16 protein-coding genes are annotated in these 14,840 nt (G+C 49.5%); 4 read left to right on the top strand and 12 right to left on the bottom strand.

Going from position 1 to position 14,840, the window contains the following annotated elements:
• Positions 1-37: 37 nt before the first annotated feature.
• On the bottom strand, positions 38-754 hold the full coding sequence (locus tag ACVB80_RS16470; RefSeq protein ID WP_481082374.1) for a FadR/GntR family transcriptional regulator: 717 nt from the start codon (positions 752-754) through the stop codon (positions 38-40).
• 323 nt (positions 755-1,077) lie between these two features.
• Here ACVB80_RS16470 and ACVB80_RS16465 point away from each other — a divergent pair, with 323 nt between their 5' ends.
• Positions 1,078-1,725 (top strand): hypothetical protein, encoded by a 648-nt coding sequence (locus ACVB80_RS16465; RefSeq protein WP_481082373.1) that lies wholly within the window; start codon positions 1,078-1,080, stop codon positions 1,723-1,725.
• Between the two features lie 20 nt (positions 1,726-1,745).
• Here the strand turns inward: ACVB80_RS16465 and ACVB80_RS16460 are convergent, their stop codons facing one another.
• Positions 1,746-2,228: a hypothetical protein gene (locus ACVB80_RS16460; protein WP_481082372.1), complete on the bottom strand. Its 483-nt coding sequence runs from the start codon at positions 2,226-2,228 to the stop codon at positions 1,746-1,748.
• Positions 2,212-2,991 (bottom strand): winged helix-turn-helix domain-containing protein, encoded by a 780-nt coding sequence (locus ACVB80_RS16455; protein ID WP_481082371.1) that lies wholly within the window; start codon positions 2,989-2,991, stop codon positions 2,212-2,214. Before ACVB80_RS16455 ends, ACVB80_RS16460 begins: the two co-directional genes overlap by 17 nt.
• A 309-nt stretch (positions 2,992-3,300) precedes the next feature.
• Here ACVB80_RS16455 and ACVB80_RS16450 point away from each other — a divergent pair, with 309 nt between their 5' ends.
• On the top strand, positions 3,301-3,753 hold the full coding sequence (locus ACVB80_RS16450) for a hypothetical protein (RefSeq protein WP_481082370.1): 453 nt from the start codon (positions 3,301-3,303) through the stop codon (positions 3,751-3,753).
• Here ACVB80_RS16450 and ACVB80_RS16445 read toward each other — a convergent pair.
• The 4 genes from ACVB80_RS16445 to ACVB80_RS16430 all read right to left on the bottom strand — a co-directional run bounded on the left by ACVB80_RS16445 (position 3,737) and on the right by ACVB80_RS16430 (position 7,000).
• On the bottom strand, positions 3,737-4,246 hold the full coding sequence (locus ACVB80_RS16445) for a M48 metallopeptidase family protein (RefSeq protein WP_481082369.1): 510 nt from the start codon (positions 4,244-4,246) through the stop codon (positions 3,737-3,739). The genes ACVB80_RS16450 and ACVB80_RS16445 overlap by 17 nt on opposite strands.
• A 103-nt stretch (positions 4,247-4,349) precedes the next feature.
• On the bottom strand, positions 4,350-6,239 hold the full coding sequence (locus ACVB80_RS16440) for a methyl-accepting chemotaxis protein (RefSeq protein ID WP_481082368.1): 1,890 nt from the start codon (positions 6,237-6,239) through the stop codon (positions 4,350-4,352).
• Positions 6,240-6,395: 156 nt separating this feature from the next.
• Positions 6,396-6,638 carry a hypothetical protein gene (locus ACVB80_RS16435; protein ID WP_481082367.1) on the bottom strand — a complete coding sequence of 81 codons (243 nt, stop codon included), beginning with the start codon at positions 6,636-6,638 and terminating at the stop codon, positions 6,396-6,398.
• Between the two features lie 77 nt (positions 6,639-6,715).
• The gene (locus ACVB80_RS16430) at positions 6,716-7,000 is read right to left on the bottom strand and encodes a hypothetical protein (RefSeq protein ID WP_481082366.1); all 285 of its coding nucleotides are present in this window, start codon (positions 6,998-7,000) and stop codon (positions 6,716-6,718) included.
• Positions 7,001-7,437: 437 nt separating this feature from the next.
• Here ACVB80_RS16430 and ACVB80_RS16425 point away from each other — a divergent pair, with 437 nt between their 5' ends.
• Both ACVB80_RS16425 and ACVB80_RS16420 read left to right on the top strand, forming a co-directional pair.
• Positions 7,438-9,135: a methyl-accepting chemotaxis protein gene (locus tag ACVB80_RS16425; RefSeq protein ID WP_481082365.1), complete on the top strand. Its 1,698-nt coding sequence runs from the start codon at positions 7,438-7,440 to the stop codon at positions 9,133-9,135.
• A 165-nt stretch (positions 9,136-9,300) separates the two neighbouring features.
• On the top strand, positions 9,301-9,927 hold the full coding sequence (locus ACVB80_RS16420; protein ID WP_481082364.1) for an aldolase/citrate lyase/malate synthase family protein: 627 nt from the start codon (positions 9,301-9,303) through the stop codon (positions 9,925-9,927).
• A gap of 281 nt (positions 9,928-10,208) precedes the next feature.
• Here ACVB80_RS16420 and ACVB80_RS16415 read toward each other — a convergent pair whose 3' ends face one another.
• From ACVB80_RS16415 to ACVB80_RS16395, 5 genes are all read right to left on the bottom strand, one after another.
• Positions 10,209-11,156 (bottom strand): glycoside hydrolase family 2 protein, encoded by a 948-nt coding sequence (locus tag ACVB80_RS16415; RefSeq protein WP_481082363.1) that lies wholly within the window; start codon positions 11,154-11,156, stop codon positions 10,209-10,211.
• Between the two features lie 364 nt (positions 11,157-11,520).
• Positions 11,521-12,279, bottom strand: a complete 759-nt coding sequence (locus ACVB80_RS16410; RefSeq protein WP_481082362.1) for an ion transporter — start codon at positions 12,277-12,279, stop codon at positions 11,521-11,523.
• A gap of 54 nt (positions 12,280-12,333) precedes the next feature.
• Complete coding sequence (locus ACVB80_RS16405) at positions 12,334-12,519, bottom strand: hypothetical protein (RefSeq protein WP_481082361.1); 186 nt, start codon at positions 12,517-12,519, stop codon at positions 12,334-12,336.
• Positions 12,520-12,560: 41 nt separating this feature from the next.
• A complete protein-coding gene (rlmF, locus tag ACVB80_RS16400) occupies positions 12,561-13,640 on the bottom strand; it encodes a 23S rRNA (adenine(1618)-N(6))-methyltransferase RlmF (protein WP_481082360.1) in 1,080 nt (359 codons plus the stop codon).
• A 333-nt stretch (positions 13,641-13,973) separates the two neighbouring features.
• On the bottom strand, positions 13,974-14,834 hold the full coding sequence (locus ACVB80_RS16395) for a response regulator (RefSeq protein ID WP_481082359.1): 861 nt from the start codon (positions 14,832-14,834) through the stop codon (positions 13,974-13,976).
• Positions 14,835-14,840: the final 6 nt, after the last annotated feature.

Here is a 14,840-nt window from a genome sequence, read left to right as displayed (position 1 = left end):
ACAGTAATGGTGCCCACCATAAGCTCTATCTGACTATCTAACGTATCAAATCTGTACCACTAAACGTTTTTACGCTCTTCTCGATGGCGCCCATTACGATCTCACGCATTTTTTCTCTGGCCTGTTCCGGCTTGCGCATTCGTACCGCGTCCATAACGTAGTAGTGATCATCCAGTGCAGGCTTACTCAGAATCACGTTCTCTTCGAGCGTTCTTGAAAACGATACGGCCATAGTCGCCGTTAACGCATCTCCTAATGAGATCAAAAACGGATTCTTGGTAGCAAACAGTAACTGCTTGTGAAACTCGATATCACCGGCGTTAATTCTCACCCTGTCGTTATCTTCCAGCCCGGACGCCATCATGTTGTAACTCTTTTCCAGTGCCGCCAGATTGTCACCGGTCGCGTTCAGCGCAGCCAGTGCCGCGGCATTTGGCTCAACAATCAGACGGACTTCCAGCAAATGAGGGATGAAAGTATCCGCCTCGCGAAACTCTGTCACCCAGCGGATCACATCATGATCCAGCCAATTCCACAGGTCGGGGGTATTGGCAACGCTGCCGACCTTTGGAGTGATCGTAATCAGCCCTTTGCTCGCCAGTGTCTGCAATGCACTTCTCACAGAAGTCCTTGATACTCCTAAAGATTGTGCTAATTCATTCTCCCCTCTTAAAAAAGCACCTGCCGGTACGTTCTCTTTTAAGATGTCATAAACAATCTGGTCTATTGCCAACGTTGATTTTGATTTTGTCATTTATTGTATTCATCCAACGATTTCTTGTAATACATGATAGGGTAATTTTTGACCAACTTCTGTGATCGAAGTTACGTTTTCTGTCAATAACTCTTTCTGAGTCTTCAGGCAAGATGCTGACCATGCATTTCCAGGCCCGCATCTGATTTTGTTCATCATACAAAGTGGCTGTGATCTTTATCCCAGTCTGGATCTGACGTCCGGATTCCCTGTTTCACATGTCCGCTAATCCATGCACAACAGTGACATATACACAGATAGAATAGCACCCCAACAACAAATACACACCAGAAATCCCAACCACATCACTACCGGAGTTATAGATGCAAATTAATTCAAAGCACAGTATTACTGTTTTATCACTGTTATTATTCTCTGCAGGTTCTGGAGCTGAATTATACCCTTCAGGAACATACGTTTCTGTCGGTTATAATGCCTATAAATACTCAACGGATGCTTTCAAGCCATATTATAAAGATAATTATACCAATGACAAAGATGAACTCCTTGGTGGTTTATACCTGGATTTAAGTATTAACGCTATGGATCAGTATATCGTAGAAGGATACGCTGATTTTGCCACTAAATTTAGCGCAAGCATTGACAAGTGGAGTTTTGGTGGAGGGTATATTCCTTATAATGACGGAATCGTAAGTACACCTTTGACATGTGGCGCTTTAGGGTACTACGGAAAAGTCAGCAATAAAGACTCAAAAAATAAGTCCGAAGGTGGATACTATTGTAAAGCAAGGGCTTCGGTTCTGGTTGCTGACACCTGGTTAGCAGATATTTCCTATCAGCATGAGTTTCTTGACCAGTCAAAGTCGATCATACGTTTTGACAATAGCTTCGGACTCGGGTTTGGGGTCATACCCATACTGGACAGATTTAACGTATTACTTGGAATAGAGTTTTCTAACCGGCACAGCTCTGAAGTCGGCTATAGGGCCGGTTTCAAGTTTGCTTTTTAGCGAACCCGGAGTGAGCAAATCTAATGGCCGGCACTGACGCACTGCACACTTCGGGTGAGCAGGCTTGTATAGCAAAAGCTGGATTCATCTTCATACACGGTTTTGAAAAACTGCTCTACCGGCCCATCGATCAGATGGGCCTCCGAAATATCCGGCTCGTTTTGTGCGGTGTAAGATTGGCTCCTGATTACATCTCTGGTTGAAAACAGGTTTGGTTTCCAGAAATAAAGTGATTGCTTTGTCTTAAACACTTCCGGAATGGAGTCTGAAGTAATGGTTGCATACAGTGTGTAAATACCGTTCCAGTTTGACTCAATAGTGTATAGCTCGCGGTATGACTCTGTCTCTTCATGAGCATAGGTTATCCCCCTGCTGAAAAACATTGTTTCCTCCCTGTTATCCAGAAAAGGAGGAAAACTGTTCATATTCACCAGCAACACCGATAACACAAGGAACAGGTTAATTAAGAGTAAAGCGACGATTATCTTATTGGCATTTTTCATGTACCGCCCTCTTGATCTCTTCAGGCGTATAGTCGCTGGAGAAACTCAGGTTCATTGTCTTCATTTCACCAAACTGAGTCGCTTTATAAACACAGGCAACAAATATCTCCTCCGGGTTATCAGAAAGAAATATTTTATCTACAACATCAGGGTAAATATCAGCAATGGCTTCATACAGTTCCCTGCCACTATGGTCATCACTAAAATAGTAATCTACCCCATGATAGCCGGATTGAATCCATTGAGGTTCATCGACACTCTTTTGAGTCATGAATATATAGACCAGCCAATAGAGCAAAAACAGTGACAGAATGGAAAGAGAAGCGATCGTCACAACCTGAACCGAGGCTCTGAGCCCCGGCAGCACCGGACTTGTTCCTGGTGCATGAGGAGCCACAGGGATCACTTGAACATCCTCGACGATATCATCAGGCTCACCATCACCCGGTTTAGTCGGGCGGACCAGTTCAACCTTGCCGTGTAAAAGCATGTACCCATGTTTTGGGGTCGTCTTGATGACTTTTTGTTCTCTTCCGCTGTCCCCCAACACCCGGCGGAGCTGTGCAATAGCCTGGCTCAGACTGGACTCAGTAACCACTCTCCCCTTCCAGGCCGCCTCAAACAGATCTTCTTTTGGAACGCTCTCACCAGCCCTCGCGGCAAGCAATGCCAAAATGCGGCAATCTGTGTTTTTCAGCCGGTACGACTTGTTCTGCTCCAAGTCGGTTAGTTGATTGCGGGATTGAGGGTCAAGTTTCCACATATACATCCTATGTACTAAACAGCTACTTATATAAACAGCCAGTGAATAGTATCAGGCCCAGGTATGACTGAAAAGATTGATAACATTGTATGGAAAGGAAATCTCAGACCAGTTCATCCCTTTCGATTGGTAGCGGTATTCGGCTTTTACACCAACCAGTACTGATTGTAACCACAGCGTTGCAATCTCAGACAATCAATGACCATTACTCACAATTGATTACTTTATCAATGGACGTGATTCCGTACCATCTTCTCTGTCTGTTAACCGCACCGGCCGCAGGCTAAAAGTCTAACCAGAGAAAATCGTATGAACATTTGCACCGCCCCGTTAATACTCCTTGCCCTGCTGTTTAGCGCGTATAGCCACGCTGACGAATCCGGCGAAAAACCAGTTAGTTACGATTACTCTCTGACCTACTACGGTCAGGCGCTACACCTTGGCTCCTCGGGTAAGAATGAGCGTAACTACATCATGGGGCTGAGATACCAGAGCCTGGAGTTGGGGACTATGATCAACAGCTTTAACAACCGTTCGTATATGCTCAGCTATTACAGGACCTGGTTCTGGAATGAGTATATTGATTTTGGCTTTCGTGTGGGTGGCATGACCGGGTACAGCAAAGAAGACAACAAGTATCAGTTAGTTGGAGTAAGTCCTTTACTTGCTCCTCTGATCGACATCCACTACAAAAACATCGGTCTGGAAGCTTCGTTGACCAACGTTGACGTACTGGTGTTCCAGTTTAACCTGAAATTTTAGCGCTCAGCTCCTGATAGGTCAGATACAGCCGGGCATCCAGTTCCAGCTGATGGTAATCCGGCTCCATGTGACAGCAGAGCTGATAAAACGCTTTGTTGTGCTCTTTCTCTTTGAGGTGCGCCAGTTCGTGTACCACCAGCATACGCAGAAGCGGCTCGGGAGCGCTTTTAAACATCGTAGCGATGCGGATTTCATTCTTGGCTTTAATCTTATTGCCGTGCACGCGGGAAACATAGCTGTGCAGGCCAAGGGCGTTGTTCACCATGTGGATTTTTTTGTCATACACCACCTTGCTCAGCGGGGATGACTTCTTCAGGTGGCGGTTTTTGATCGCCATGGTGTAGTCAAACAGCGCTTTATCTGAGGTGATGGAGTGGTTTTTCGGATAGCGGCGCTCCAGCCAGATACCGAGTTTGTCATTGCTGATCAGCTGGCGTACCTGGTCCAGAATGGTGTCCGGGTATCCCTGCAGGTACTGAAGTGGATTATTCATGCGCGGGCCTGTATTACAGATAAAACGAAAACGCAGTCTACACGGGATGGGGAAATGAAAAAAGGCTCCCGTAACGGGAGCCCTGAGCTGTCTTACCAGATGATTACAACCTGAAGCGACGGATTTCCTGATCCAGCTCACTGGCCAGATTATGCAGTTCCCTCGCCTGCCCGACAGCATGTTGCGCATCGGATGCAAGATGATCGCTCACCTCACGCACCGACTCAGTGTTACCGTTAATATCAGCCGTCACCAGAGACTGCTCTTCCGCAGCGGAAGCAATTTGAGTCGCCATATCACTGATGTTCTGAATCGCCTCACTGATGGCGTTAAGACTGTCACCGGTCTTATTCACCTCTTCAACGCTGTTTTCAACCAGCTTATGGCTTTCCGTCATTACCGAAACGGCCTTCTGTGTTGCCTGCTGGAGTCCGTTGATCTTGCTGTGGATTTCTTCAGTAGAAGTATGAGTACGTTGAGAGAGTACCCGCACTTCATCTGCAACAACAGCAAAGCCTCTTCCCTGCTCACCAGCGCGGGCCGCTTCGATGGCCGCGTTCAGTGCCAGCAGGTTGGTCTGCTCCGCAATGCCGCTGATGGTGGCAATAATCGTCGAGATCTCCTGACCATGGCTTTCCAGCTCACCAATGATCGATACCGCACTGTTCAGCGCTTCCGCCAGCTGATAAATCGACTCCTGGCTCTGCTTCATCTGCTGATAACCCGCAGCGCCCAGTTCCACCGATTCGTTGGCGTTTTTAGCCGTATTGTCAGCGTTGCCAGCGATTTCAGAGGTAGCTGAAGCCATCTCGGTAACGGCGGTGGCTACCATAGTGATTTCATCCTGCTGCTTGCGAATACGCTCACTGCGCGATGTCGCCGCGCCCGCCGCATCTGTTGCCCCTTTATTCAGCGACTCAGACACATCACGCACATTCTTCACCATAGTATGTAAACGGCCAACAAACAGATTGAACTTGTCTGCAAGCTGTCCGACTTCATCCTGACTGCGCACCTCCAGACGACGGGTTAAGTCACCATCCCCCTCTGCAATATCCGTCAGGGCCTCTGTGATGCGGCCCAGCTCGGTCAACTGGCGGGCGACAAACCAGGAAGTCAGCACTGCCATCACCAGCAGAATAACCACACCGGTACCCAACTGCTCAAACAGCATCTTGTTCAGTGGCTGCTGCAGTACTTCTTTGTCCATTACCATCACCAGCATCCAGTCGGTATGCGCGATCTGCTGAGTGATCAGTACCTGGTCACGGCCATCAATGGCTGCATTCAGCATCTGACCGTCATTAGCTGCGCTGTTCAGTGATGAAACACTCAGCTCGGGTGACATTTCAGTAATAGGTTTCAGGATCAAATCCTGATTGCGGTGTGCAACCACCTGACCCTTGTTGTTGACCAGTACCGCATAACCGCCGCCAGGTACTTCAATCGCCAGTACATCTTTAATCAGCTTGTCCAATGCTAGGTTAGATGCTGCCACACCAACAATGCGACCATTCACCCTTACCGGCTCCGTTAAGGTTACCACCAGGGTTTTCATCGTCACGCTGACGTAAGGTGCAGTTGTCACCGGTGCCTGAGCTGCCATGGCCTGCTTATACCAGCCGCGGGTACGTGGGTCGTAACCGGCTTTGTTGAGAGAAGGGTCATGACGGTACATTTCGCCCTGCTCGTTACCATAGTAACTCAGGCCAAATGAACCAGACTGAAGGGTTTGACGAAGGTGAGGAACGAGATCAAGTTCCGGATTACGTTCGATCTCTTCACGAAGCCCGCGCAGAGACTGCTGCTTATCGTAAAACCAGTCTCCAATACCCTTGGCGTGGGCTTCCGCGGTGTTGTGACTCTCACTGATGATCGCCTGCCAGCTCGACTGAGACAGTGACTGATAACTCATCGCGACCAGAGCTGCGACCGTCAGGGCGATCGCGACTACCACCGAGAAAACCATCTTTCTCTTTAAGCTTAGTTGCATTGCATTTAACTCCTTTATAGTTATTAGTTTGATTGCAATGCAGCAAGAGTATTATAAACGGTATGAATTACGTTGCCGGAGTTCCCAGTTCAACATTCTGAAACAAAAGCAGTAAACAAAACTGTGATTCCGGTTCAGAGTTAATTAATCAAAAAGTCATTTACGGGTCTGGTGTTTTAGTTTTCGGCTCAGACGGCTTTCGCACTGCACGATGCGTACCTGAGTGGTCTCGTTACTGAGTTTAGGGTGCAGATGATAGCTGTCTGGCAGAATCACTGGTTCGATTTTCGCTGGCTCAACCAAAGCCAGGCGCGGCGCTTTCATGCGTTTGGCAAAACGCTGCATGGTGATAAGCATTCCGGCAATTACCACCATCAAGGTGAGCAGTACCCACTCCATTTAATCTGCCTCTTTTATCAATACGGAAACTCTGATTCTAGCCACAACCACCCGGCCAATACCAGAAATATCGCCGCTTACTGTGAGTTCTCAGACGGAGATCGGGAAGTGTCCGGTTTGTTGTGAACCAGCTTGAGATGAACCGGTCTGGGATCCGAAGGCTGTACTTTGGCTGCCGTGTTACCGTTAATCACGGTTAATTTGGGCTTTTTGGTACGAAGCGGTTTTTGCGGGTTATTCTGGGCCAGATAGAGCGCACTGGCGGCTCCATCCTGCGATGGCTTTTTCTTTCGGGCTTTACACTGGCGGGCAACCAGCAAGACAATTATAACGGTCAAGACTCCGTACAGAACGAGTTCCATGCCGCTCTCCCCTGCGTTTCGTCCTTACAGATAGTTTAGGCAATAAAACGTCATTTCGCATGAGGTGATATGGTCTGACTTGATTGCTTTTCGAAATCGAAACATTTGGACCACCCAGCGAGCACTCGAACACAACAGAGCGATGCAAAAGGCATCACGATGATCGTTCGCGCAATTCAGGGCGAGCGATTTCGAAAGCGCCTGGTTCACGCAGAGTAATACCTGCAAAGCCAGGCTAAAAGAATGACTTCGTCAGCCGGTAAAAATACCCGGGCTTTAAACAGTGCAGCTATGTAAGCTTTCATGTTGGCCTTCACACCACACCCAAACCATTACAAAGATTTAACACCCCCAATGATCCAGATCAATTTCCCGACAGGATGAATAGTGCGCACTGGTCTAACTTTATAAGGCATAACAACAATTAAGGACAGGCTATGAACGTGCAAACTAACAACGACATGATGGCTGACGGGTTCTGGAGTAAGTTCCAGTCCGTGAAAAACCGGCTGAAACTGATGGCGGTGGTCACCCTCGTGGCCTTTGCCTTTCTCGGCTACAAGGGGCTGACGGGTATGCAGTCTGCGACCGCTTCCCTTGATGACCTCTACAGCCAGGGTCTCCAACACTCGGTTAACGCCGGGGAACTTATCAACGAGCTGGGTAGCGCCCGGGCTTCTATGTTACTGGCTTTCCAGCATGACCCTAACTCCAAATTCGCCAATATGCACAATCACCCGGTTGATAAGCATATTCAGGCCATTGAGGAATCGCTGGATAAAGTTCACCACATCATCGACAACAAAATTGCCGGGGCTGAACTCAACAGAGAGGAAAGAAGTCAGGTCAGCAAACTTATCAAAGAAATAGACGCCATTACTGACATGGGCTTTACTCCTGCCCTCGCAGCACTGCGCGAAGGCAATTATATTGGTGCCAACCGGGCGCTGCTGCAGGCCATTAACCCGCATTTTAGTCCGATCATCAAAGAAGCCAATGCCTTCCTGGATTTGCAGTCAGCTGAAGGTAAAGCCAATTTTGAAGCGGCTCAGCAAAACTCAACACAGTTTTTCTGGATAGTTAGTGGTGCAACTCTTATCAGTTTGACCATCATTTTATTCCTTTCCACCATGATTATCCGCCGCATCAACCTTTCTGTGGATCAGCTCGAAACCGCATCGGCTAAGATTGCCGATGGGAACCTGACCCAGCAATTGTGTATCAGCGGCAATGATGAATTTGCTCATATCTGTGGTTACGTCAACCGCATTGTGGATGACTTTGCCCGTATCGTGCGTACTTCCAACAGCTCTACTGCCCAGCTTGCACGCGCCGCCGAGCAAAGTTCGACTATCTCTATGCAGACCAAACAGAACGTCGTCGATCAGCAGCAGCAGACCCAGATGGTCGCAACAGCGATTCATGAGTTTAACTCGACCGTTCATGAAGTCGCGCAAAGCGCAGCCAATGCGGCTGAGTTCTCAAGGGCGGCGGATACAGCAGCTGAAAAAGGCGATCAGGTCGTGGGTGAAACGGTGGATATGATTGAGAAGCTGGTGGCGCAAATGCAGAAATCCAGCGACACCATTCAAACCCTGAATCAGCACACCGAAGAGATCGGCAGCGTGGTAGAAGTCATCCAGGGCATTTCTGAGCAAACCAACCTGCTGGCACTTAACGCGGCCATCGAAGCGGCCCGTGCCGGGGAACAGGGACGCGGTTTTGCGGTGGTAGCAGACGAAGTGCGCACCCTTGCCGGACGCACTCAGGTCTCAACTGAAGAGATCCAAACCACTATCTCAAGACTTCAGCAGGGCAGCCGGGATTCAGTCAAATCGATGGAAGAAGGCTATGAGCTTGCCAAACTGACAGTCACCAAAGCGCAGCTGGCCGGCGACTCACTGCATGAAATCAAATCCTGTGTCGACAAGATTTCTGAAATGAACAACCAAATCGCGACCGCCGCGGAAGAGCAAACCAGTGTGACGGAGGAAATTAATAAGAACATCACCACCATCAGTGACATTTCAAATCAGACTGCGCAGGGCGCTGAGCAGAGCAGCCAGGCAACCATGGAACTGGCGAGCCTGTCTGAGGAAATGCGCCACGAGATTGAGCGATTCACCGTTCACTAAACAACGCAGACGTATGGCAAATAACAAATAATAATCATCTAAAGAAGTTATCTCTCTCCTCGCCCCCGTTATGGGGGCTTTTTTTGTGAAATTTTTACCTCTGATTTTGTGAAATTCACACTGTGAAATTTCTGATGTGAAATTGCGCAGGGAAAAGTGGTTACAGTGAAACTGTGCAGAGGTAAGGACGTCACTCCTTCTGCCAGACACAATGAAACCACGGATGAGGACACCACCATGACGATGTCAACAGCAACGAATAACCACAACTTACAAACCGGCACTGCTTTTGAACCATCCACCGCTGTCCTCGATGCAGATAATCAATACGCGCAACGAGTGACAGAAAAGCAGCAACGGGCAAAAGAGATACTGGACAGCGCCTTCCCGCTGGAAAAAGGCTCTCATCAGGATGTAACCAACTACATGGTGTACTACTGTAACCTGGTCGCCTGCTTTTCCGACGGAACCCTGACCGGACTGGAGAACCCAAAACAGTTCGTTGCCCTGGCCGGGCACAAACAGGAGCCGGAGTCAGTCCTGCTTAAAGACGAGCACGGCAGCCACCTGGAAATCATGCTCGGCGCGCGTCAGGGGCCAAAAAGCCTCGCCACCATCAATGATATTCAACTGGAGTCGCGCACTACCTTGTGCACCCAAACCCAGTCCAGCCACCGCTACTGGATAAGCCTTATGGAAAGCGGCGCCAAAGGTGACCCGATTGCGCATAGTGTAGATAAGGAGTTTACCGCCAAAAGCGGCGATGAGTATGTGCTGGGACGTTACTGCTGAGTAGTACTGAACTCTGACACAAGCCCCTGAAATACTACAGGGGCTCGTTCCCACGGTCCCCCGTGGTAATGCATATCTGAGCCTGCTGATGGCAAAATACTGGCCGGAGTCTTCTCTGCTAAAATCAGCCAATCCAGAAGAAGCGCCACTTAAGGACGGTGCCAACTCTTTAGTCTCGTCTGCATTACCACGCGGAGTGAACTGACCCACTCGAACCACGTCCCACGAACCACGCAACAAAAAAAAGCCCCGTGAAATCACGGGGCTTTTAAACTTACTTTTCAACAGCTTCCGGCAAGATCCAACACTTCGAGTGATGCCGCCATCTTATCGGCATCTTCTCCCCGGTAGCGGAGCGTTTTAGGCTCATGCGCCAGCAGGGTGAAGCAGGAGTCAGAGAAGTAACCTTTTCCGCCATGTTCCAGGTGAACGTAGAACTTGGGGGTTTCGGAGTATAAAGTGACAAGGTCACCTTCTACTGTAACTTCAATGTCTGATGCCTGAAGCGGCAGGTTCTTCGGAACGTCTGAGAACCAGCTGGCTTCAATGTCGCCGCGGTTAAAGCTGATATGTAAAAACCCTATCTGGGAGTTTAACTCTGCTTTAGGCAGCGACCAGATCTTCTGCATCTCCTGAGCACTGACAGTGGTACACACCTGCCACTCTTTTAAGATCTCGCCATCCCAGCCAATCCAGCTCACGCGGCCTTCCACCGGACGAATGCTGTGGTGATCATTGATCGCCAACAGACCGACATAATCGCCCTGATCCTGATAACTGACATACAGCGGAGCCAATGAACGCCTGGCCTGATATACAAGCGGGTGTCGCCGCCCTTCCAGCCCAAGCGCTTTTTCTCCCGCCTGGTCCCAGCAACGCTGCAACCGCCAAAGCAGATTGCTGCGCAGATTAAGACGTTTTGCCCGCCAGTTATCGCAGGTGGTCTGCAGTGACACGACCTGACGGATCTGGCTGAGATAGTTTTCTGCCCTGCGGCTGCCGACCGCAGGAAAGCTGTGTTGATGTTCCCGGCCAAGCACAGAGCCGAGTTGTAACGGTTTTCTATTGGCAGGCGCCAAAGCTAATGAAGAGAGTTGCCATAACAGCTGTGATACGTCACTCCCCCCGCGTGCTGGCGTTGAAAAACCTGAGCCAACTGACGTGTTATTAACCTGCAAGCCTGCCGGTTTGGCAAATTGCCAATCTCCGGGTAAGTCATATACTGACATCTGGAGTTACCTCCTTGTTACACACTGGATACCTTGCCCAGTGCTTTTGTGATCAGTTTAATACTACTGCAACAAGTTGGTTAAAAAAACGTCATTATGATGAATGTGTGAATCCCTTCAACGTATGTAAGAAAATGACATGAAATTGACTTTTATAAATGTGCGGGATGACTCACTCGGCGCCAGTATTGAGCTATTTATAAAAGAGCAACACAAAGGGAAAACGACCACAAAGCAAGATATTCACAAGAGGCATAAGTTGGACGCATTTTAATCGCTGAGCTGTTTAATAAAAAACAGATAATGACAGAAATACCAGCAAAGCCGGATGAAATATCCATCAGAACAGTGCAGCCCCGGAGGATTATTTCTTGTCTAACTCTCTTAACATTTCTTTCAACTGACTGATCTCATCACGCAGCTCCCCAACATCTTCACGCAGGTTCGCAATAATGTGTTTACCCTGGTCTTCTGCGTCATCTTCCACAAACCAGGAGGCAACGAAACCGGTAAAAGTACCAAACAAACCTACCCCGGCAGTCATCAGTGCCGCGGCAACAACCCTTCCTTCCATGGTAACCGGGTAAAAATCGCCATAACCCACGGTAGTAATGGTCACAAAGGCCCACCAGATGGCATCTTCTGCATCGTGAATGTTGGAGTCAGCCAGTCCGCCTTCGAGCAACAGAATCGCGATCGCCCCGGTAGTCAGCATCATCATCGAGACAAACACCACAAACGAAAACGAACTGCGGACTTTGTTATGGGCATAAACCGACACCACCCGACGCAGCGAGCGGATAACCCGGAACAGACGAATAATTCGCACCACCCTGGCAAGCTGCGGGTATGTGGTCATCGGAATGGAAGAGATGAGATCGATCCAGCCCCATTTCCGGAAATACTCCCAGCGATTGGGGGCCTTTTTCAGCTGAATAAGAAAATCGATAAAAAAGAACAGGCAGATATAGCTGTCAGACCAGCGCAGGATCCTGTCAACTTCTGAAGGCAGGCCAAACAGAAGCTGAGCAAGAGTAGAAATAAGGACGAAGATCGAGAGTAACAGGATGAATAACTGAAAAGGGCCAACTCGTTCCGTGTCTTCGCGAAGGACTGCTTGCATAAACATATCTCACTGATAAGAAGAGTTAAATTCTTACAGTGTTAACAGGCTTAGTCAATTTTCGTGCCGTGACCTGCGCCTCCTTCGGGGCTTTCTCCGCTTAATTTGCCGGTACTCGCGCACCAGCAGCACCAGAAAAACCAGCACGATCACCGCGAAAACAAGGTAAAAGAAGTGAAGCAAACCGTCACAAAACCAGTCCGGATCGCAGGGCAGATAGATCTCTATCTCGTACTTCATCTGGCTGCCCCGCTCTGCTTCCGATATCTATAAGACCGGGGTCAGCGCCACTTTGTTGCAGCCCATGCCTGCTGCTCTTTCTTATCCAGGAAGCTCCAGGCCATAAAGCGGGTCACCTTCTGGCCGTGACGCATTTCAACAACCCGGATCTGTTTGGCTTTCACTTTGTTGAGTGCACGGGTCAGTTGGCGAACATTCTCTTTCTTCGACAGCAGCGTGGTAAACCACAAACACTGGGTGGCGAACTTCTCACTTTCAAACGCCATATTGCGAACAAAGGCCTCTTCGCCACCAGGACACCAGAGTTCCGCTTTCTGACCGCCAAAGTTCAGATCTGCCGACTTATCTGCTTTAACGTTGCTGCCGCGTTTGTCACGGTTTTTGGCGAGGTTGGTCAACTTGCGCTGAGTACCTTTGGCCGCTTCTTCCAGTGAGCGGTGAAACGGAGGATTACACATGGTGAAGTCATAAAACTCACCCGGCTTAATTACGCCGGTAAAGGTATGCCGACTGTTTTTCTGCAACTCAAAGTTCAGACTCCTGGCCAGTTTCGGATTGGCTGTGGCGATTTTCTTCGCATTTTTTACCGAGACCGGGTCAATATCACTGCCAGTCATCTGCCACTGGTAACAACTTGCGGCAATAAGCGGGTAGATAATGTTCGCGCCGGTACCGATATCCAGCCCACTGATGCGGCTGCCTTTTGGCACTTTTCCGCCATTCAGCTCAGACAACAACTGGCCGATGTGATGTACATAATCCGCCCGGCCCGGGATGGGCGGACAAAGAAAACCTGCGGGAATATCCCATCCGTTTACCCCGTAATGATGGGTTAAAAGTGCCTTGTTCAGTGTCTTTACCGCCTGGTCATCAGAGAAATTCACTGACGACTCCCCTTTTGGCGTTTTAACCACAAAGGCTTTGAGCTCTGGCAGGGCTTTGGTCAGCGCGGCAAAGTCATAACGTCCGCTGTGCGCATTCGCCGGATGCAGGGAATCAAAGCGGGTAACCTGAGGCAGACTACCCTGAGGTTTAAGCCCCTTCTGCTTTTCTGATTTTGGCTTAACGGGAGCACTGCGCCCCCTGGGGCTTTTGGCTTTGGCGGCACGCGGTTTTGACATAGATAACAGACCTGCAATGAATTTGGCCGCCATTGTACCCAAAATCTGCCTGAATGCTACGCCGTCTCATGACATGCCACTCTGGTCACGGCATTACAGCTTCGTTCATCGCTTATCAGTCACATCGTCAGTATCGCCAGACAGAAGATGATGGCGGTGGTAGCAGAAGGCGCAGGCACAAAGCTCCGGCATCTGGCCCTGTTGTCTATGGAAGTGAAGTTTGGGCAGGGCCTTTGGCAGACCCATGCCCCCTGAAGAACTGAAACTCTGGCTGGCAGAGCAACACCAAAACCTGTAAGGCAATGTAGTGGTTGTTCTGTCAATCGCAGGCTGCTAGCTCTCGCCTTGGGCCTGCTCAGCCTTTCCCGGCCCGGAGACCTCCGGATGGTTTTCTGCGGCTATTTGCGCCATCTGCTGCTCCACCAGCAGGAAAGCTTCAATGACCTGGTGATCAAACATAGTACCGGCGGAAGAGAGCAGTATCTCAACTGCCCGTTCGTGAGTCAGTGGCGGTTTGGAGACCTTACTGGAGGTCAGGGACTCGTACACTTCAGCCACCACCATCAGTCTTGAGTTCAGTGGAATTTCACCAGACACCACCGCTGACAAATGGCTGCTGCCCATGTTCTCAGCCAGCAGTTTGACGTATTTCTGGGTACGCTGGCGACGTTTGAGCCCACTGTTGTTGTACTGAGCATCGGCCAGAGAAGCCATCGCGACCATGATTGCCTGCTGGAGCAGATCCTGATCCTGAGTGCGCTCCCTTACCCGCTGCTCCAGTTCATTACGCTGGTGTTCCAGCTCTTCCATCGTTTTGCGAAGCTTAAGGTGAGTCCCCACGCGGGAAAGCAGGATTGGCGGGCTGATTGGCTTTTGGATGTAATCGACCGCGCCCACATCAAAGCCACGCTGCTCATCTTCAATCTGGTTTTTGGCGGTCAGAAAGGCCACAGGAATGGATGACGTAATCGGATTGTTTTTGAGGCGCTGGCACACTTCGTAGCCATCCATCATTGGCATTACAATGTCGAGCAATACCATGTCCGGTACAAAACGCTCACAAAGCTCAATTGCCTGAAGTCCGCTGACAGCCGCCAGCACCCGGTATTGATCTTTTAAGATCTGAGTGAGTAACGTCCGGTTCTCAGCGGTATCATCCACAACCAAAATGGTTTGGGATTTCGGTGTATTCATTGCGTA

The sequence above is a fragment of the Vibrio sp. 9-16B-A1 genome (genome assembly GCF_056726165.1).
This window is presented reverse-complemented; position numbering and strand designations above follow the sequence as displayed.